This window comes from Mesorhizobium sp. CA6 (assembly GCF_020165035.1).
Lineage (GTDB): Bacteria > Pseudomonadota > Alphaproteobacteria > Rhizobiales > Rhizobiaceae > Mesorhizobium.
Genome location: NZ_JAIUHI010000002.1, coordinates 339,251 through 358,234 on the forward strand (window position 1 = coordinate 339,251; position 18,984 = coordinate 358,234).

An 18,984-nucleotide genomic window follows, 5' to 3' on the forward strand; every position below is an offset into this window, starting at 1 on the left:
AGCCTTCAGACGGCTACGGCTGATTGCGGCCATAGGGATATCGCGACGGTGGCAAAGGCAGCCTCTAGGACGCGGCTGACGCGTTCGAAAGTTTCCGGATCGGCAAGCAAGTCGTTGCGCAGCTCGAGGTAGAGGCAGGGCCGGCCCTGCTGCAGCCCGTGCCGGTTCAAGGTGTAGCCGACAGCCTGGCGCCAGTCGTAAGGTTCATTATCGCCGATTCTGAAGCCTGCTTCCGGGCCTTGGGCCCTAAGCGTTTTCAGCACCGGGGCGACGAAGGGCGACTGTTCCCGCCACAGCACGCCGATATCCACATTGCGCTTCACGCCGCCCATCACCGGCGTGAAGGAGTGCACCGAGATCAGCGCCCGCCTGCCGGCAGCGGCTTCGATGATTGTCCGTTCGACCGGCGCCCAGGCGACGAGCTTGCGCAGCCTCGCATCCGCCGCGTCCACAGCGAGATTGCCCGGCACAGGGATGCCGCCGAGGTCGGGCCGCATGAAGTCCCACTCCTCGGCGGGGCGGTTATAGTCGAGGAACAGCCGTGAATAGCGCGCGATCACCGCCGGCGCCCGCAGCGTTCGCGAGAGCCGGCGCGTCAGCGCGCCGACGCCGATGTCCACCGCGAAATGCGTGCCGAGATAAGGCTCCGCCAGGCCAAGGTCGCGCCACGGCGCCGGCACGACGTTGCCGGCATGCTCGGCAATCAGAAGATAGGGGCTGGCCGCATCCGGCAGCAATCGTTCCACCCCGGCCGCGGCAAGCGCCGCGACGGCCGTGTCGCCAAGCTTTTCAAGGTCCCGCACGACCGGATGCCGCCGGCGGTCAGGCGATGACGGAGCGGACATGATAAGCCTTCGCCGCCGTCGCCTCGATGAGGCCGGCGCGCCCGTTGGCGCGGCCAAGACCGGAATTCTTGATGCCGCCCCAGGGCAGATAAAGGTCGGCGTGATCGCATCGATTGAGATAGACGGTGCCGGCCTCGACCTCGTCGAGCAAGGCCACGCCGCGTTCGACATCGCGCGTCCAGATCGAAGCGCTGAGGCCGTAGTCGCTGTCGTTCATCAGGCGGATCGCCTCGTCGTCGCCGCCGACGGCCTGGACGCAGGCCACCGGCCCGAACAACTCGTCGCGCATGATCGGCATGCTGTGGTCGACGCCAGTCAGCACCTCCGGCGCGACATAGGCGGTCCCGAGGCTTGCCGCCTTGCGCGCGCCATCCTGCGGCATCAGGCGCTTCGCCCCTGCCCGCACCGCGCTTTCGGTGAGGCCGCGGATGGTGTCGGCCGCGACCGCGCGCACCACCGAGCCGACCATCGGCTTTTCAGCGATCGGATGGCCGATCGACCACTTCCCCGTCTCGGCGACCAGCGCCTCGACAAAACGGTCGTGAATCAGGCCGTCGACATAGATTCGTTCCACCGAGCAGCAGGACTGGCCGGCGTTGGAGTAGGTACCCTCTGCGATCAGCGGAACCGCCGCCTCGAGGTCGGCGTCGGAGCGCACATAGGTCGGATCCTTGCCGCCAAGCTCGAGATGGACCTGGGTGAAGGTGCCGGCCGCCGCCGCATGCACGCGCCGGCCGCCATTGACCGAACCGATGAAATTGACGGCGTTGAAGACGCCGGAAGCGATCAGCCGCTCCGCATCCGGATGGTCGAGGTGCAGACACTGGAAGACCCCTTCCGGCCCGCCGGCCGCGCGAAAAGCCTCCTCGGCGAGCTCCGCGATCAGCGGCGTCTGCGGCGAATGCTTGAAGATCACCACATTGCCCGCGGCAAGCGGCGACGTGACCAGATAGCCGAGCATGGCGGTCGGGTAGTTCCAGGCGCAGATCGAAAGATGTAGGCCGCCGGCCACCGGCTTGGCATAGCGGCGGATGTTCTCGTCCGACGGATAGGGCATGTCGGCCAGCGTGTCCGGTGCAGCGCCTGCAAGCAGCTCGCCGATCAGCGCCAGGCGCGGCGTCTCGTCGGCTTGCCACAAGGGCCTGCCGATCTGCCACGCCACCGCCTCGGCCAGCGGAGCGGCGCGCGCCTTCATCTCCTCGCCGAAGTGCAGAAGGATCGCCAGGCGCTCGGCCAGCGGCGTGCGCCGCCAGCCCGGCAGCGCCGCGCGAGCGCGGGCGACGGCCGACTCGATCGCGGCCCCGTCCGCATAGTTGCGCTGGGCATAGATCGAGCCGTCGACAGGAGAGGTCACCGAGAAGGTCCGCGCGCCGGAATGCAGGGTCATGGTCTTGGAATCCACCCAAAAGGAAGCTGTCAGCCACGGCACGATATCGTGATTTTCTATTTTGGCAAATTTTTTCGAATACGGCTTGATGGATTTTTTGTCGGCCCCTATTGTCCCGCCATCGCGCCTTGGCGCAGAGATAGCGCCGCGCCTTGCAGCAAGAACCGAGGGGGGATGAATGGTCATCTATGATTTCACGGGCCGGCATGCGGTCGTCACCGGAGCTGGCGGCGGGATGGGCGAAGCGATCGCGCTGGCGCTGCTCGATGCCGGCGCCTCCGTCACCGCCATCGACATCAAGCCGCGTCCGGCCTCCCTCGCCTCGTATGACGAGCGGCTCACCTTCGCCCAGGGCGATTTGACCGACGCGGCCTTCGTGGAACGGACCATCGGTGCGGCGGGCCGCGAGCGTGGCGGCATCGACTATCTCGCCAATGTCGCCGGCGTATTGTGGTTCGGTCGCGACAAATCGGCGCTCGAAATGGACCTCGATGTCTGGGATCAGGTCTTCAACATCAACTTGAAATCCTTCGTGCGCACCGCACGCGCGGTCGTTCCGCAGATGCGCGCCGGCGGCCGCGGCGGCGCCATGGTGCATTTCTCGACCATTCAATGGTATCGCGGTGACCTGAAGCCTCAGGATGCCTATCAGGCCTCGAAGGCAGGCGTCTGCGCGCTGTCGAAGTCGCTTGCCATGCAGCTTGCCGGCGACGGCATACGCTCCAACGCGATCTGCCCCGGCATGGCGCTGACGCCGCTGCAGGCGCGCTGGGACACCGACGAAAAGCGTGCCGCCGTGGCGAATTATACGCCGCTCGGCCGCATCGGCACGCCGCAGGACATGGCACACGCCGCGCTCTTCCTGCTCTCGGACGCCGCGAGCTATATCACCGGCATCGAGCTTGCCGTCGACGGCGGCCTGCTGATGCGGATGTAAGCCCGGCGACAGCCGGAGGCGGCGTCAGGCCGCGACAGCCGTCCCCTGGATCGCCCGGCCCCAGTCGAGCAGCGGCTTGGCGCCAAGCGTGAAGCCGACGAGATCGTCGACCAGCGCCGGCGAATGGATCGTCGCCGGATCGATGTCGTGCCGGACCACGAAATGCCGGTTGCGCACCGCCTGGCCGAGATCCTCGTCACCGACATCCTCGAAACCGCGCGGCGCCCGCTTCAGGCGGTCTTCCGCATCGAGCTCCAGGCCGGCCTTGTTGAGCAATGCGACCATGCCGCGGAACGCGGCCGGCTTGGTCACGATCGCCTTGCGCATCGCCTGCAGCAATTCAGGCGCCGGCTGCCACCAGGCCACACCGGCAAAGCAGCGCTCCAGACCGATATGCACATAGAAGACCCCCTGCTCCATCTTGGTGCCGTCGGGCGACAGAATCGCCGAGAGATGCCGGTTGTAGGGCCGCTTGTCCTTGGAAAAGCGCACGTCGCGATTGATGCGGAACAGCGATTTCTTGCGGTCACCGCGCAAGCCGAGCTTGGCCGCCTCGAAACGCTCTGTGAGCGTCTCGACCAGATCGCAGAACGGCCCATGCAGCTCGCTGTCGTAAAGGTCGCGGTTTTCCTGGAACCACTCACGGCTCTGGTGGAAGTCGAGCGCCTTCAGGAACGGAATGGCCTTCGGCCCAAAACCCTTGAACGCTCCAGTCATTAGCCGCCCCTGCCGATCCGCTGCAGCCATGTGTCCTCGTCGATCACCTCGATGCCGAGATCGCTCGCAACTTTCAGCTTCGAGCCGGCGCCGGGACCCGCCACTACCAGGTCGGTTTTGGCCGAAACCGAGCCAGCGACCTTGGCGCCGAGCCGCTCCGCCATCGCCTTGGCTTCGGATCGCGTCATCTTTTCCAGCGAGCCGGTGAACACCACGGTCTTGCCCGAGACTTCGCTGCCGGCCGAGATTTCCATGACGTAGGGTTTCGGATGAACCTGCGCCAGCAATGCGTCCAGCACGTCGTCATTGCGCTCATTGCCGAAGAAGTCGCGCAACGCGTTGATCACCGTATCGCCGATGCCGTTGATCGATGGGAACACGCTGTGCGGATCCTCGGCCTTCGCCGTCTCCTTGCCGATACGGATCAGCTCCTCGATGGTCGAGAATTGGCGGGCAAGCACGGCCGCCGTGGTCTCGCCGATATGGCGGATACCGAGTGCGAAGATGAAACGGTCGAGCTCCGGCTCGCGGCGCGCGTCGATGGCCGAAAACAACTTGTCGAGACCTTCATAATTACGCTCCTCGACGCTGCGAACATTCTTGCGCGCCTTGCCCGAGGCTTCCTCGCGCAGCCTCGCCTGCTCCTCCCGTCGCTCGGCTAGCGCCCTGGTGACGGCGGGCCTTCGGTCCTTCAGCGTGAAAATATCGGCGGCGGTCTTCACCAGCCCAGAATTGAAGAACAGGTCGATGTTTTCGGCACCGAGGCCTTCGATGTCGAGCGCGCCGCGCGACACGAAGTGACGCAGCCTTTCGACCGCCTGCGCGGCGCAGATCATCTCGCCGGTGCAGCGCCGCCGCGAATCCTCCTTGCCCGTCTTCTCGTTGATCTCGCGCGTCGCCGGCGAGCCGCAGACCGGGCAGGTATGCGGGAATTCATAGGGCACCGCGCCAGCGGGCCGCTTATCGATGACGACGCTGACAATCTGCGGGATGACATCCCCTGCCCGCTGGATGACCACCGTGTCACCGATACGCACGTCGATGCCGTCGCGGATCGGCTGGCCGTTGCTGTCGAAACCTTTGATGTAGTCTTCATTGTGCAGCGTGACATTCTCGACCACCACGCCGCCGACCGTGACCGGCGCAAGCCGCGCCACCGGCGCCAGCGTGCCGGTACGGCCGACCTGGATGTCGATCCTCTCGACGGTCGTCATCGCCTGCTCGGCCGGAAATTTGTGGGCGACCGCCCAGCGCGGCTCGCCGGTGACGAAACCCCAGCGGCGCTGCAGCTCGAGCTGGTCGACCTTGTAGACGACGCCGTCTATGTCGTAGCCGAGCGAGGAGCGCTGCTCCTCGATGCGGTGGTAATGCGCGATCAGGTCGTCGATGGACTTCGCCCGCACCATCAGCGGGCTGACCTTGAAGCCCCATTCCTTGAACTTCCGTACGGAATCGAACTGCGTCGGCGCTGGGTCCGCTGTCGTATAGCCCCAGGCATAGGCGAAGAATTTCAGATTGCGGCTGGCGGTGACCGATGGATCCTTCTGGCGCAGCGACCCTGCAGCCGTGTTGCGCGGATTGACGTAATCCTGGCCGCCGACCGCCGCTGAACGCTGCTTCAAAGCCTCGAATTCGGCATAGGTCATGTAGACCTCGCCGCGGATCTCGATGATTTCCGGCCAGCCCGAACCCTGCAACTTCTTCGGGATGTCGGCAATCGTTTTCAAATTGGCGGTGATGTCCTCGCCGACCGTGCCGTCGCCACGCGTCGCGCCCTGCACGAACACGCCGCTCTCGTAGCGCAACGAGGCCGACAGCCCGTCGATCTTCGGTTCGGCGGTGAAGGCGATGTCGAGGTCCTTGTCGCGGTCGAAGAAACGCCTTCCGCGCTCAATGAAATCGGCGACGTCCTGGTCGGTATAGGCCTTGGCGAGGCTCAGCATCGGCACCGCGTGCCGCACCTTGGTGAAGCCCTCCGCGGGCGGGGCGCCGACCCGCCGCGTCGGTGAATCCTCACGCACGAGATCGGGGAAGCGCTCTTCGATGGCGAGGTTGCGCCGGCGCAGCGCATCATACTCGGCGTCGGTGATCGTCGGCGCGTCCTCGGTGTGATAACGCCGGTCATGCTCGGCAATCTCCGCCGCCAGTTGCTTCAGCTCATCCGCGGCTTCGCCTTCGCTCAACGAATCGACGGGTTTTTCCGACATGCATCAGTCCTTGGATTGTGGCGCGCCACTATAAATCAGGATTTGACGGCAGGGAGTGGGCTTGCGCACAAATCATTGCTGAACAGCACGATGCAGCCATCTGCTGACTCGGATTGGAACCGAAGAGGCCCAACTTTCTAAGCGGCGGCCGTGTTCTCGCGCAGCAACCGCTCCGCTGCCGCGCGCGCTTCGTCGGTGATGGTGGCGCCGGCCAGCATGCGCGCGATTTCTTCCTGGCGCGCCGTGCGGTCCATTTCGGCAATGCCGGTGGCGACGCGGTCCTTGCCGCCGGATTTGGAGATCAGGAAATGCGTGGCGGCGCGTGCCGCAACCTGCGGCGCATGCGTCACGGAAAGCACCTGCACCCGCTTCGACAACCGCGCCAGCCGCTGGCCGATGGCGTCGGCCACCGCGCCGCCGACGCCGGTGTCGATCTCGTCGAACACGAGCGTCGGCGCCGAGCCGCGATCGGCCAGTGCCACCTTCAGCGCCAAAAGGAAGCGCGAGAGCTCGCCGCCGGAAGCGACCTTCATCATCGGTCCCGGCCGGGTGCCCGGATTGGTGCGCACCCAGAATTCGACCTGGTCGATGCCTTCTTCCATGCGGCTTTCGGCATCGCTTCCCATCTCGACGATGAACTCGGCCCGTTCGAGCTTGAGCGCCGGCAGTTCCGCCATCACAGCCTTGGTCAGGCCCGCCGCCGCCGCATGGCGCAGCGACGACAGCTGCGCCGCGGAAATATCGTAGGCCTCGCGCGCCGCGGCGGCCTGCTTGGCCAGCGCGTGCAGCCGCTCCTCGCCGGCATCGAGGTCGGCAAGATCGGCCACCATCGTGTCGCGCAGCTGCGCCAGATCGTCGACCGCGACACTGTGCTTGCGAGAGGCGGCGCGCAACGCAAACAGACGCTCTTCCGCTTTCTCCAGACGCTGCGGATCATATTCGGTGGCGCGAAGCGCCGCTTCCACGCCGGACTGCGCGGCGTCGAGCGAGATCATCGCTTCGTCGAGCGATTTCACCACGTCGTCGAGCAGGCCGGGGGCTTCGCTGGACTTGCGCTGCAGCCGCCGCAACAGGCTGGCGAGTTGCGGCAAGGGCGAGGACGACCCCGACAGCGCATCCTGCGCATCATGGATCTCGGCGGCGATCTTTTCGACGCGCATCATCGTCGCGCGCAATTCCGCAAGCTCCGTTTCCTCGCCCGGCTGCGGGTCGAGTCTTGCGAGCTCGGCCACGGAAGCGCGCAGATAATCGGCTTCGCGCGCCGCCGCCTCGACCTTGGCGCGATGCCGGGAAAGCTCCTGCTCGCAGTTTCGCCAGTACCGCCAGGCTTCGCCCGTGCCGCGCACGGCGCCCAGATGGCCGCCGAAACTGTCCAGCAATTCGCGATGCGCGCCGGGATCGACCAGCGCCCGCTCGTCATGCTGGCCATGGATCTCGACCAGCGCGCGGCCGACATCGCGCATCAGGGTGACGCTGGAGGGCTGGTCGTTGACGAAGACGCGGGTTCGGCCATCGGCCGTCTGCACGCGGCGCAGGATGATGTCGCCATCATCCTCGATGTCGTTTCCGGCGAGCAACGCGCGTGCCGGATGGTTGCGCGGCACGTCGAACACCGCAATGACCTGGCCTTGCGCGGCGCCATGGCGGACGAGCGAGGCATCGCCGCGCGCCCCAAGCGCCAGCGACAACGCATCGAGCAGGATGGATTTGCCGGCGCCGGTTTCGCCGGTCAGCACCGAAAGCCCAGGCAGGAAGTCGATGTCCAGCTTCTCGATCAGGACGATATCGCGGATCGACAGTCTGGACAGCATCGCAAGTTTCAGGCGCCGGTGATCAGCTTCCCGGCCTTGGAAATCCACGATCCGGCATTTTCGCGGGGTTCAAGCCCGTTGCTCTGCAGGAGCTTGTAGGAATCCTTGTACCACGGGCTGTCCGGATAATTGTGACCAAGCACCGCCGCTGCCGTCTGCGCTTCCGAGGTCAGGCCCATCGCATAATAGGACTCGGTCAGGCGCGCGAGCGCCTCCTCGACATGGCGGGTGTTGGAATAGTTCTCGACCACGGTGCGGAAACGCTTCACGGCGGCGATGTATTCGCGCCGCTCGAGATAGTAGCGGCCGACCTGCATCTCCTTGCCGGCGAGCTGGTCGCTGGCGAAGCGGATCTTGTCCTTGGCGTCGCCGACATATTCGGAGTTCGGCCAGCGCGTCACCAGATCCTGCATGGTCTGGATGGTCTGGCGCGCTTCCTTCTGGTCCTGGGTGACGTCCTTGATCTGCCGATAGTAGGAGAGGCCGATGATGTACTGTGCGTAAGCCGCGTCGTCTGTCGAGGGATAGAGGGTCAGGTAGCGCTTGGCCGAACCGATCGCCTCGTCGTAATTGCCGGCGCGATAATCGGCGAAAGCGCCCATCACCATCGATTTGCGCGCGAATTCCGAATAGGGATGCTGGCGATCGACGGCATCGAACTTCTTGCTGGCCTCATCGAGGCGGCCGGCATTCATATTGGCCAGGCCCTGATTGTAGAGAACGTCGGCCGGTTCGGTCTGGTCGACATAGGTCGCCAGGTTGACATCCTTCTCGGAAGACATGCAGGCCGACAGCACGAGCGCGGGAGCAACCAGCGACAGCGCCAGCAAAACACCCCGACGCGGCGCTACCGATTGACCAACTCGCGAAAAAAACATGTTTGGATTCCGCCCCTTCGGCGTCGTTTCGGTCCCGGGCCGAAGCCATAAACCATTATCCCCTTGCCCGGCAACGCTATGTCCGGCCAATCGCACATTTTTGTGGCGGGCTGACGCTACGCCGGAGGTTGTGCAATTTCAGCGATTCGTGATGCAATCATGCAACACAAGCCGCCCTAAAAAACCAGAAAACGGTTAAAAATCAGATCACCCAAGGTGCGTAGACCGGCCGGCTGACAGCGATCATCTCGGCGACGCGGCCGCGCTCGCGGCGCCTCGTCTCGACAATCTCGAAGGCCGTGTGGTCGGAAAGCAGCCGGCGCAACGCAGACGCGTTCATCCGGTGGCCGCCGCGATAGGAACGGAAACAGCCGATGAAGCGCGCGCCGGCCAGCGCCAGGTCGCCCATCGCATCGAGCGTCTTGTGGCGGGCGAATTCATTGGGATAGCGCAGCCCGCCGACATTGATGACACGGTTGTCGTCGCCGATGACCAGCGAGTTTTCCAGCGACGAGCCGAGCGCGTAGCCGGCGGCCCAAAGCCGTTCGACATCCTTCATGAAGCCGAAGGTCCGCGCCCGCGCGATGTCGCGGCGGAAGATGTCGGGATTGATGTCGGAGGCGAATTGCTGGCGGCCGATCGCCGGGCTTTCGAAATCGATCTCGACCTCGAATCGCGTGCCGTCATAGGGGCGGAATTCCGCCCAGGATGCGCCGGCTTCCACGCGCACCGGCTTGACGATGCGGATATAGCGGCGCTTCACCGCCAGCGTCTCGATGCCGGCTTGGTCGATGGCTTCGACGAAAGCCGTGGCGCTGCCGTCGAGAATGGGGACTTCCGAACCGTCGATCTCGATGATCAAATTGTCTATGCCGAGACCGAACACTGTGGCCATCAGATGCTCGACGGTGCCGATATGATCGCCGGCCGGATCGCCAAGCATGGTGCAGAGATCGGTGGCGCCGACTTCCGCGACCAGGGCGCGGAGCTCCCGGGCTTCGCCGCCATTCGAAAGATGAAAGACGATGCCCGTATCGGCATCGGCCGGCAGGAAATGAACGGTCACGGTTTTGCCGCTATGGACGCCGATGCCAGCCAGCGTCACGCGCGATTTCACTGTCGTCTGATAGTCGTGCAAGAGTAACCCCATACGCCCTGAATGCCTGCGTCCGCTCCATCGGCCTTGGGTATCTTGCAGCCAGACTGACGTCTGACGCTCGCGCAAAGGCGGCAAAATAAGCAAGAGCATGCGGCTCTGTATAATCGGCAGGCAGGGCTACTCCCCGTCCCGGCAAACCGACTTTAGTCCGTGGCGAAGATAATGGCCCGCCCTGGAGACTCCAAATCACGGTTTCTTACCCCGTGTAACCACGGAAATGCGTCAGAAACAGCTCGTAAAGCCTTGTTTTAAATGTCTTTTGCAAAAGCAACAGGCAGACGATTTCTCGTCTGCCTGTTAACAACTGTTATATACCGTTAACGATCGGCGGTCCGCCGTATCGATCAGTTGGCCTGGCGGCGCAGGAAGGCCGGGATTTCCAGCTGGTCGTCTTCCTGGACTGTGCGGGCCTGCGGCGTCAGCCGGCCCTGGTCGTCGAGCTGGCCGCGGCGCGGCGCATAGAGCGCAGGATCCTGGCTGGCGAGACGGCGCATCTCGGGCGCGGCCTGGCGCAGCTTCGGCTCGCGCGGCTGCGCCGGCTGGAGCCGGGCAGGCTCTTCCTCGCGGCGGGTAAGGCCGTTGGTCAGCCGCTTGATCAGCCCCATCGGACCGCTGTTCTCATGGTCCGCGGGCCGGCTCTTGGCTTCGACTTCAGCCCTTACCACCGGCGGAAAGTCTTCCACGCGCGGCATGCGCTGCGGGGCCGCGGCCAACGGCTGCGGCATCTCGCGCTGCGGCGCGGGCTGCTGCATCACCTGCTGCGGCACCACCGGTTGCGGCTGCGGCTGGGCGGGCGGGGCCTGAAAGATCTTGCTCTGCGGCCGGAAGTCGTCGACCGGCACGGGGCGCGGCTGCGCCATGGCGGCGGCGTTGGCCTCGGCAAGCTGGATCGCTTCCGCGACCGGATCGACCGCGCGCGGCTCATAAGCCTGCGGCTGAACCGGAGCGGGGCGGATTTCGGCAACCGGAGCCACCGCCGGGCGGGCGGCTGGCTTCTGCGGCGCGCGGATCGAGATCGGCGCAGCCGCGATTTCGGCCGCCGACTTGTCGATGCCGGTGGCGACGACCGACACGCGGATCACGCCTTCCAGCTCTTCGTCGAAGGTGGCGCCCAGGATGATGTTGGCGTCCTGGTCGACTTCCTCGCGGATGCGGGTCGCGGCCTCGTCCACCTCGAACAGGGTGAGATCGCGGCCGCCGGTGATCGAGATCAGCAGGCCCTTGGCGCCCTTCATCGAGGTCTCGTCGAGCAGCGGGTTGGCGATGGCGGCTTCAGCGGCGGCCATCGCGCGGCCCTCGCCCGAAGCCTCGCCCGTGCCCATCATCGCCTTGCCCATCTCGCGCATCACCGAGCGGACGTCGGCGAAGTCGAGGTTGATCAGGCCTTCCTTGACCATCAGGTCGGTGATGCAGGCGACGCCCGAATAGAGCACCTGGTCGGCCATTGCGAAGGCATCGGCGAAGGTGGTCTTGTCATTGGCCAGCCGGAACAGGTTCTGGTTGGGGATGACGATCAGCGTGTCGACGCATTTCTGCAGTTCCTCGATGCCCATGTCGGCCGTCTTCATGCGGCGCTGGCCCTCGAAATGGAACGGCTTGGTGACGACGCCGACGGTGAGGATGCCCTTCTCGCGCGCCGCGCGGGCAACGACCGGAGCGGCGCCCGTGCCGGTGCCGCCGCCCATGCCGGCGGTGACGAAGCACATATGGGTGTTGGAGAGATGATCGATGATCTCGTCGATGCACTCTTCCGCCGCCGCGCGGCCGACTTCCGGCTGCGAGCCGGCGCCGAGGCCTTCGGTGACATGCGCGCCGAGCTGGATCAGCCGCTCGGCCTTGGACATCGTCAACGCCTGCGCGTCGGTGTTGGCCACCACGAACTCGACGCCGCGCAGGCCGGCTGTGATCATGTTGTTCACGGCATTGCCGCCGCCGCCGCCGACACCGAACACGGTGATGCGTGGCTTGAGCTCGGTGATGTCCGGCTTCTGCAGATTGATGGTCATTGTCTCCGTCCTTTGCCTTTCCCGCCGCCTCGCCGCTGCGGCCGCCTATGGGGCTGTCCCCGTCAAATCAAAAACTGTCTCTCAACCACTGACTCATGCGATGCAGTTTTCCGCCCGTTCCGGTCATCCTGAAACCGGAAAGTCCTTTCGCCGAATGGCTCTCGAAGCTCGCCATCTGCGGATAGATCATCAGTCCGACCGGGGTCGAGAACGCCGGTCCCTTGGCCGCCTCCGGCAGGCCTGCGACGCCGAGCGGCCGGCCGATGCGCACATTGCGCCCGAGAATGCGGCGCGCCGCTTCCGGCAGACCGGCGAGCTGGCTTGCGCCGCCGGTGAGCACCACCCGCTTGCCGACGGCATTGCCGTAGCCGGACTTGTTCAGCCGGTCGCGCAGAAGCTCCAGCGTCTCGTCGATACGGGCGCGGATGATGCGCGTCATTACCGAGCGCGGGATCTGCAGCGGTATATCGCCTTCCTCGCCGATCGGCTGGATCGAGACGAGGTCGCGGTCGTCGGCGCTGCCGGGCAGCGCCGAGCCATGCATCACCTTCAGCCGTTCCGCGGCATCGAGCGAGGTCGACAGGCCCTTGGCCATGTCGAGCGTCACATGGTTGCCGCCGATGGCGATCGCGTCGCCATGAACGAACTTGCCCTCCGAGAACACCGAGATGGTCGTCGTGCCGCCGCCCATATCGATGCAGGCTGCGCCCATTTCGAGCTCGTCGTCGACCAGCGAGGCAAGCCCGCTGGCATAGGGCGTCGCCACCATGCGCTCGACCGACAGATGCGAGCGGTTGATGCAAAGCTCCAAATTTCGCATCGGCGCCGCGTCGCCCGTCAGCACATGCATGTCGACGCCAAGCGCATCGCCCATCATGCCGCGCGGGTCGCGCATGCCGCGCTCGCCGTCGAGCGAGAAACCGACGGGCAACGAGTGGATCACCTCGCGCTCGGCCCGGAGCGCCTGCTTGGCGCCGGCGGCGAGCACGCGCTTGATGTCGACTTCCTCGACCTGATGGCCGCCGAGATTGATCGTCGCCGAGAAGGCTTCGCTCTTCAGCCGGCCGGCCGTCATGTTGACGATGAGGGAATCGACGGTGAGCCCGGCCATGCGCTCGGCCGCATCGACGGCAAGCCGGATGGCATGCTCGGCGCGATCGAGATCGACCACCACGCCGGACTTCACGCCTTGCGATTTCTGGTGGCCGATGCCGATCACCTGGATGCGATGCGAACGTCCGCGCAGCAGCTTGCCGTCCTCGTTCGGCTTCAGCTTCGCCACGACGCAGCAGACCTTGCTGGAGCCGACATCGAGCACCGTGAGCGTGCCCGACCGGCGCGAAGAAGCGTCGCTGCCGCCGCCAAGCCAGCTCATATCTTTCTCTCCACCTTGCGCTTGGCCAGGGACTTCGGCTTGTCGCTGAGCGCTGCTTCGCGCTGTGTCGCCGCTTCCGGCGACAGCTCCACGACCAGCCGGTCGGAAAGCCGCATGTCGACGGCGGCGATGTCGCGGGTCAGCAATCCGTTGTCATGGTCGATCTTGACGAGCTCGGCGATCGCCTGGTCCTCGCCGTCTTCCGGCAGCTTGATCGTGATGCCGTTCTCAAGCCTCAGGTCCCAGCGCCGTTCGCCGACCCGAATGTAGCCTTTGACCCGCGCCGCAAGCTCGGGAAAGCGCTCGATCTTGGCGAGGAAGGCCGGCGCCATGGCCGGCGCGCCGGTGCCGATGATCAGCGGCAGCAGCGCCTGCTTGCCGCCCGAGAACGGCGCGATCATCTCGCCCGATCGCTCGATGACCGAGACCGAGGTGCCCTGCTGCCAAAGCGCGAAGGGTTGGCGCTCCTCTATGCGCACTTCCAGCGTATGCGGGTAGATCTTGCGCACAGCGGCTCCCTCGACCCACGGCAGCGTCGCGATGCGCGCGCGCGCGGCCTCGGCATCGAAGCCGATCAGCGAGGTCCAGCCGTCGAGGCCGAGCCGGTCGAGCACATCGATCTCGGAGGTCTGGCGGTTGCCGACCACCTTGATCTGGTCGACGGCAAAGCCGGTGCGCGCCGTCACGCCCTGCACGATGCTGTCGGCGTAGCCGCCGAGATAGGCGCCGTAGGCGCTGCTGGACGCGATCAGCGCGGCGGAAAGGATCGCCGCCGAAAAGCGCGGCGCCTCATACTCGCCGCCGCACAGGCGCGCCAGCACGCGCATCGGCCGGCGGAGCTGACGCGGCAAAACGAAACGGTCGAATGACAGCGACATACCGAACAGCGCGAGACCAGCCGCGCCGACGCCATTACCCTGCCGCAACCTCAACGCAGACACGAAGCGTCCTCCACCATCCAACTCAACAAATCGCCGAACGAATGTCCCGCTTGCGCGGCGATTTCAGGCACCAGAGACGTCGGCGTCATGCCCGGCTGAGTGTTGACCTCGAGCCAGACAACCTCGCCGTTTTCGGAGTGGCGATCGTCGTAACGGAAGTCCGATCGGGAGACGCCCCGGCAACCAATGGCAAGATGAGCCTTGAGGGCCAGTGTCTGTATTTTTTGGTAAATATTCGGTGAAATTTTAGCAGGGATTTCGTGTTTTGATCCGCCGGGAACGTATTTTGAATCGTAATCGTAGAAGGAATGCCCGGTCGGGATGATCTCGCAGACGCCGAGCGCCACATCGCCCATCACCGCGCAGGTCAATTCGCGGCCATGAATGTAGCGCTCGACCATAACGATCTCGCCATATTGCCATTCCGTGGAGCTGATCACCTGCGGCGGATGCGACTGCCCCTCATGCACAATGACCACGCCGAAGCTCGACCCCTCATTGACCGGCTTGACCACATAAGGCGGCTTCATCGGATGCTTGTTCTGGACGGCGAAACGGTTGACCACCTTCGACTCCGCGACCGGAATGCCGGACGCCTTGGCGATTTTCTTGGCCTGCTCCTTGTTCATGGCCAGGGCCGAAGCGAGCACACCCGAATGGGTGTAGGGAATTGCGAGATATTCGAGAATTCCCTGGATGGTGCCGTCCTCGCCGAACGGGCCGTGCAGCGCGTTGAAGGCGACGTCAGGCTTGAGCTCGGCAAGCACAGACCCGACATCGCGCGAAACATCGACCCGGGTGACCTGATAGCCTTCATTCTCGAGCGCATCCGCACACGCCTTCCCCGAGGACAGAGACACGGGCCGCTCCGAGGAGAATCCACCCAGGAGGACAGCCACATGTTTCTTCTTCATCCCGTCATCCCCTCTCACGCCGGGCCTGCAACCGATATTCCCGCACCGCATTTCCAAACATTGAGTCCGAGCCCTCCGGCAGGTTGCCCCCCCAGACGGAAAACGCGGCTTAACGCGTCGAACGACTCAAATCAGGAAACGCTTTAGGGCAGAGAATCAGAGAGTTGATTCGCTGGCAAGTACCTATGATTCCGAGAGATTCACTTTCCGCGAAAACAGCCGCAAAAAGTGAATTGTGAGTCTTTGAGGCAACGGTTCTACGGCTGTTTCAGATCACTGGAAGTTCAAGCATCACATGAACTTAAGCCTAAGCTAAAGAAGCTGCCCGAGAAACTCCTGCACCGCATGGCCGGGCCTGAAATTGCCGAGGCGCTTGATCTCCCAGTGCAGCCGGATGCCCGAATTCTCGAGCACCCGCGCCCGCACCGTCTCGCCCAGATATTCGAGGTCGTAGCCGGTGGCCGTGCCGGTGTTGATCATGAAGTTGCAATGCATCGGCGACATCTGCGCGCCGCCGATCATCAGCCCGCGGCAGCCGGCCTTGTCGATCTCCTTCCACGCCGAGGTGCCTCCCGGATTCTGGAAGGTCGAGCCGCCGGTCTTCTCCCTGATCGGCTGCACCGTCTCGCGATGGTTCTGCACGGCATCCATTGCCGCCTTGATCGCCGCCTTGTCTTCCGCAAACCCTTCGAAAATGGCCGAGGTGAAGATCAGTCCTGCAGGCGCGGACGAATGGCGATAGGCATAGCCCATATCGGCATTGCTCAGCGTATGGAGATTGCCCCTGCGGTCCAGGGCCCTCACCTCGACGACCCGCTCACGCGTCTCGACGCCGTTGGCGCCGGCATTCATCCTGAGCGCGCCGCCGACAGCGCCAGGAATGCCGTGATAGAAATGGAAGCCGCCAATGCCGGCTTCATACGCCACCGCCGCGAGGCGCTTGTCCGGCGTCGCCGCGCCGGCTTTGATCGTGGTCGGCCCGGTGGTCTCGGCCTCGCCGAAACCCTTGGCCGAGAGCCTGACGACAAAACCCGGAATGCCGCCGTCGCGCACCAGAAGGTTCGAGCCGACGCCGACCACCACGACCGGTATCTCTTCCGGCACCGCGCGCAGGAAGGCCGCGAGGTCCTCCTCGTCGGCCGGCTGGAACAACGCCTCGGCGAGGCCACCGGCCCGGAACCAGGTGATCTTGTCCATCTCGGCGTTCGGCGTGATACGGCCACGCAGGCCGGCAAGCTTGTCGCCGAGTTTATCGATCAGGTCCTGGCCGCGCATCATGAGGGCGTTCCACCAAGTTCCTTGGGCAGCGCGTAAGCCCATTGCGTGATGTTGCCGGCGCCGAGGAAGACGACGAAATCGCCGGGCTTGGCAAGCTCGCGAATGGCTGGCGCGATCGCCGCCGCGCCATCGATATAGCGCGCGTCGCGGTGGCCGCCGGAACGGATGCGCGACACCAGCGCGTCGGAGGTCGCGCCTTCGATGGGTTCCTCGCCTGCCGCATAGACCGGCGCCACCATCACCGTGTCGGCGTCGTTGAAGCAGACCGAGAATTCATCGAAGAGATCGTGCAGCCGGGTGAAGCGATGCGGCTGCGCGATGGCGATCACCCGTCCCTCGGTCGCGCTGCGCGCGGCCTTCAGCACCGCCGCGATCTCGACCGGATGGTGGCCGTAGTCGTCGAACACCTCGACGCCGTTCCACGAGCCGGTACGGGTGAAGCGCCGCCTGACGCCGGCGAAGGACGACAGGCCCTTCTTGATCGCCTCGGCCGAGAGGCCAAGCTCATGCGCGACCGCGATGGCCGCCGTCGCGTTGGAGACGTTATGGCGGCCAGGCATCGGCAGGCGCAGGTCCTTTATCGAGGTCGTGCCCCGCCCCTTGCGATCGCGGATGACGATATCGAATTCGGAAATCGCGCCTTGCATGCGATGATTGGTGAAGCGCACGTCGGCCTGCGCGTTCTCGCCATAGGTGATGACGCGCCGATCCTCGATGCGGCCGACCAGCGCCTGCACTTCCGGATGGTCGGTGCACATCACGCCGAAACCGTAGAACGGCACGTTCTCGACGAACTGGCGGAACGCCTCGCGCACCTTGTCGAAGCTGCCATAGTGGTCGAGATGCTCGGGATCGATGTTGGTGACGACGGCGATGTCGGCCGGCAGCTTCAGGAAGGTGCCGTCGCTCTCGTCGGCTTCGACCACCATCCACTCGCCGTCGCCCATGCGCGCATTGGTGCCGTAGGCGTTGATGATGCCGCCATTGATGACGGTCGGGTCGAGCCCACCAGCCTCGAGCAAGGTCGCCACCATCGAAGTCGTCGTCGTCTTGCCATGCGTGCCGCCGATGGCGACCGCCTGGCGGAACCGCATCAGCTCGGCCAACATTTCGGCGCGGCGGACAATGGGGAGCAACTTCTCCCGCGCGGCCTTGAGCTCCGGGTTGGATTTCTTGATCGCGGTCGAGACGACCACCACTTCGGCGTCGCCGAGATTCTCGGCCCTGTGGCCGACGAAGCATTCGATACCCTTGTCGCGCAGCCGCTGCACATTGGCGCCGTCGGCTTGGTCGGACCCCTGCACCTTGTAGCCCAGATTGTGCAGCACCTCGGCGATGCCGCTCATGCCGATGCCGCCAATGCCGACGAAATGCACAAGCCCGATCGTTTGCGGCATCTTCATGGGCGCGTCCTCCTGTAGTCCGAAACCGTTTTGCCGGACGCAATAGCCTCTGTCAGATCGGCGAGCAACCGCGCCGCGTTCGGTTTCCCGGCCGAGCGGGCGGCGGCGGCCATGGTCGCCAGCCGGTTCGGGTCCTTGACCAGCCCGCCGACCAGCTCGGCGATGCGCGCCGCCGACAGCGTCGACTGCGGATGGAGCTCGGCTCCCCCGGCGGCGGCAAGGGCTGCCGCATTCGCCGCCTGATCGTGGTCGAGCGCGTGCGGATAAGGCACCAGCAGTGCCGGCCGGCCGATGACGGCGATTTCCGAAACCGTCGAGGCGCCGGAACGCGACATCACCAGATGCGCCGCCCCGATGCGCGCCGCCATGTCAGTAAAGAAGGGCGAAACCTGGGCGTCGACGCCGAGATCGGCATAGGCGGCCTTCACCCGCGCCACATCCTCGGCGCGCGCCTGCTGGGTGATCACCAGCCGCTTGCGCAGGTCTTGCGGCAGCAGCGCGATCGCCGCGGGCACGGCATCGGAAAAGAATTGCGCGCCCTGGCTGCCGCCAAACACCAGGAAGCGGAACGGCTCGCCCTCGTTGGAGGCCAGATATGGCGCCTTCGCCGCTTCGAGGATCTGCGGCCTGACCGGATTGCCGGTGGTCACGGTCTTTGCGCCGGCGGCGCTGGCGCCCTCCGGCAGGAAACCGCCGGCAATTGCATCCACGCGGCCGGCAAGCGCCTTGTTGGCGCGGCCCATGACGGCGTTCTGCTCATGGATCAGCGTCGGCACTTTTCGCCTTGTCGCGGCATAGAGCGGCGGCAGCGTCGGATAGCCGCCGAAGCCGACGACAGCCTCCGGCTTGATCCTGGCGATTACACGGCCGGCCTCCCGCACGCCCTGCCAGATCTTCCAGAAGGCCGAGAGCATGGCGACCGGGTTCTTCGAACCCAGCGTTGCCGAGGGGATGGTGTGAATGTCGGCTGCCGGGAAATGGCGGGAATAGCGCTCGGCGCGATTGTCGGTGGCAAGATGCACCTTCCAGCCGCGCTCGATCAGCTCATGCGCCAGCGCCTCGGCCGGAAACAGATGTCCGCCCGTTCCGCCGGCCGCAAGCAGGATGACCCCCTTCGCCATCCTGC

General features: G+C 65.1%; 15 protein-coding genes. 1 reads left to right on the plus strand and 14 read right to left on the minus strand.

Going from position 1 to position 18,984, the window contains the following annotated elements:
* Window positions 1-5: 5 nt before the first annotated feature.
* Window positions 6-845, minus strand: a complete 840-nt coding sequence (locus tag LB526_RS03860; RefSeq protein WP_224626236.1) for an N-formylglutamate amidohydrolase — start codon at window positions 843-845, stop codon at window positions 6-8.
* Window positions 823-2,232, minus strand: a complete 1,410-nt coding sequence (locus LB526_RS03865) for an aldehyde dehydrogenase family protein (RefSeq protein ID WP_224626237.1) — start codon at window positions 2,230-2,232, stop codon at window positions 823-825. The genes LB526_RS03860 and LB526_RS03865 overlap by 23 nt, the downstream gene beginning before the upstream one ends.
* A 178-nt stretch (window positions 2,233-2,410) precedes the next feature.
* Here LB526_RS03865 and LB526_RS03870 point away from each other — a divergent pair, with 178 nt between their 5' ends.
* Window positions 2,411-3,169, plus strand: a complete 759-nt coding sequence (locus LB526_RS03870; RefSeq protein ID WP_224626239.1) for an SDR family NAD(P)-dependent oxidoreductase — start codon at window positions 2,411-2,413, stop codon at window positions 3,167-3,169.
* 24 nt (window positions 3,170-3,193) lie between these two features.
* Here the strand turns inward: LB526_RS03870 and LB526_RS03875 are convergent, their stop codons facing one another.
* The 12 genes from LB526_RS03875 to murG form a co-directional block, all read right to left on the minus strand.
* Entirely contained in the window at window positions 3,194-3,886 is a 693-nt protein-coding gene (locus LB526_RS03875) for a DUF2461 domain-containing protein (RefSeq protein ID WP_224626241.1), read from the minus strand.
* Window positions 3,886-6,093: an NAD-dependent DNA ligase LigA gene (ligA, locus tag LB526_RS03880; RefSeq protein ID WP_224626243.1), complete on the minus strand. Its 2,208-nt coding sequence runs from the start codon at window positions 6,091-6,093 to the stop codon at window positions 3,886-3,888. The genes LB526_RS03875 and ligA overlap by 1 nt, the downstream gene beginning before the upstream one ends.
* A 137-nt stretch (window positions 6,094-6,230) precedes the next feature.
* Entirely contained in the window at window positions 6,231-7,904 is a 1,674-nt protein-coding gene (recN, locus tag LB526_RS03885; protein ID WP_224626245.1) for a DNA repair protein RecN, read from the minus strand.
* Window positions 7,905-7,912: 8 nt separating this feature from the next.
* Window positions 7,913-8,782: an outer membrane protein assembly factor BamD gene (locus LB526_RS03890; protein WP_224626247.1), complete on the minus strand. Its 870-nt coding sequence runs from the start codon at window positions 8,780-8,782 to the stop codon at window positions 7,913-7,915.
* Window positions 8,783-8,984: 202 nt separating this feature from the next.
* Window positions 8,985-9,932: a UDP-3-O-acyl-N-acetylglucosamine deacetylase gene (lpxC, locus tag LB526_RS03895; RefSeq protein WP_224626249.1), complete on the minus strand. Its 948-nt coding sequence runs from the start codon at window positions 9,930-9,932 to the stop codon at window positions 8,985-8,987.
* A 353-nt stretch (window positions 9,933-10,285) separates the two neighbouring features.
* Window positions 10,286-11,947: a cell division protein FtsZ gene (gene ftsZ, locus LB526_RS03900; RefSeq protein WP_224522863.1), complete on the minus strand. Its 1,662-nt coding sequence runs from the start codon at window positions 11,945-11,947 to the stop codon at window positions 10,286-10,288.
* A 67-nt stretch (window positions 11,948-12,014) separates the two neighbouring features.
* Window positions 12,015-13,322 (minus strand): cell division protein FtsA, encoded by a 1,308-nt coding sequence (gene ftsA / locus LB526_RS03905; protein ID WP_224626251.1) that lies wholly within the window; start codon window positions 13,320-13,322, stop codon window positions 12,015-12,017.
* On the minus strand, window positions 13,319-14,263 hold the full coding sequence (locus LB526_RS03910; RefSeq protein WP_224626253.1) for a cell division protein FtsQ/DivIB: 945 nt from the start codon (window positions 14,261-14,263) through the stop codon (window positions 13,319-13,321). The genes ftsA and LB526_RS03910 overlap by 4 nt, the downstream gene beginning before the upstream one ends.
* Entirely contained in the window at window positions 14,251-15,177 is a 927-nt protein-coding gene (locus LB526_RS03915; protein WP_224626254.1) for a D-alanine--D-alanine ligase, read from the minus strand. The genes LB526_RS03910 and LB526_RS03915 overlap by 13 nt, the downstream gene beginning before the upstream one ends.
* 312 nt (window positions 15,178-15,489) lie before the next feature.
* A complete protein-coding gene (gene murB, locus LB526_RS03920; protein ID WP_224626256.1) occupies window positions 15,490-16,455 on the minus strand; it encodes a UDP-N-acetylmuramate dehydrogenase in 966 nt (321 codons plus the stop codon).
* Window positions 16,452-17,858: a UDP-N-acetylmuramate--L-alanine ligase gene (gene murC, locus LB526_RS03925; RefSeq protein WP_224626257.1), complete on the minus strand. Its 1,407-nt coding sequence runs from the start codon at window positions 17,856-17,858 to the stop codon at window positions 16,452-16,454. The genes murB and murC overlap by 4 nt, the downstream gene beginning before the upstream one ends.
* Window positions 17,855-18,979 carry an undecaprenyldiphospho-muramoylpentapeptide beta-N-acetylglucosaminyltransferase gene (gene murG / locus LB526_RS03930; protein ID WP_224626259.1) on the minus strand — a complete coding sequence of 375 codons (1,125 nt, stop codon included), beginning with the start codon at window positions 18,977-18,979 and terminating at the stop codon, window positions 17,855-17,857. The genes murC and murG overlap by 4 nt, the downstream gene beginning before the upstream one ends.
* Window positions 18,980-18,984 lie beyond the last annotated feature (5 nt).

Coding starts and splice junctions, on each gene's coding strand:
- LB526_RS03865 (WP_224626237.1), bottom strand. CDS start 2,232: ATGACCCTGCATTCCGGCGCGCGGACCTTCTCGGTGACCTCTCCTGTC.
- recN (WP_224626245.1), bottom strand. CDS start 7,904: ATGCTGTCCAGACTGTCGATCCGCGATATCGTCCTGATCGAGAAGCTG.
- LB526_RS03860 (WP_224626236.1), bottom strand. CDS start 845: ATGTCCGCTCCGTCATCGCCTGACCGCCGGCGGCATCCGGTCGTGCGG.
- lpxC (WP_224626249.1), bottom strand. CDS start 9,932: ATGGGGTTACTCTTGCACGACTATCAGACGACAGTGAAATCGCGCGTG.
- ftsA (WP_224626251.1), bottom strand. CDS start 13,322: ATGAGCTGGCTTGGCGGCGGCAGCGACGCTTCTTCGCGCCGGTCGGGC.
- murB (WP_224626256.1), bottom strand. CDS start 16,455: ATGATGCGCGGCCAGGACCTGATCGATAAACTCGGCGACAAGCTTGCC.
- LB526_RS03890 (WP_224626247.1), bottom strand. CDS start 8,782: ATGTTTTTTTCGCGAGTTGGTCAATCGGTAGCGCCGCGTCGGGGTGTT.
- murC (WP_224626257.1), bottom strand. CDS start 17,858: ATGAAGATGCCGCAAACGATCGGGCTTGTGCATTTCGTCGGCATTGGC.
- ligA (WP_224626243.1), bottom strand. CDS start 6,093: ATGTCGGAAAAACCCGTCGATTCGTTGAGCGAAGGCGAAGCCGCGGAT.
- LB526_RS03915 (WP_224626254.1), bottom strand. CDS start 15,177: ATGAAGAAGAAACATGTGGCTGTCCTCCTGGGTGGATTCTCCTCGGAG.
- ftsZ (WP_224522863.1), bottom strand. CDS start 11,947: ATGACCATCAATCTGCAGAAGCCGGACATCACCGAGCTCAAGCCACGC.
- LB526_RS03875 (WP_224626241.1), bottom strand. CDS start 3,886: ATGACTGGAGCGTTCAAGGGTTTTGGGCCGAAGGCCATTCCGTTCCTG.
- murG (WP_224626259.1), bottom strand. CDS start 18,979: ATGGCGAAGGGGGTCATCCTGCTTGCGGCCGGCGGAACGGGCGGACAT.
- LB526_RS03870 (WP_224626239.1), top strand. CDS start 2,411: ATGGTCATCTATGATTTCACGGGCCGGCATGCGGTCGTCACCGGAGCT.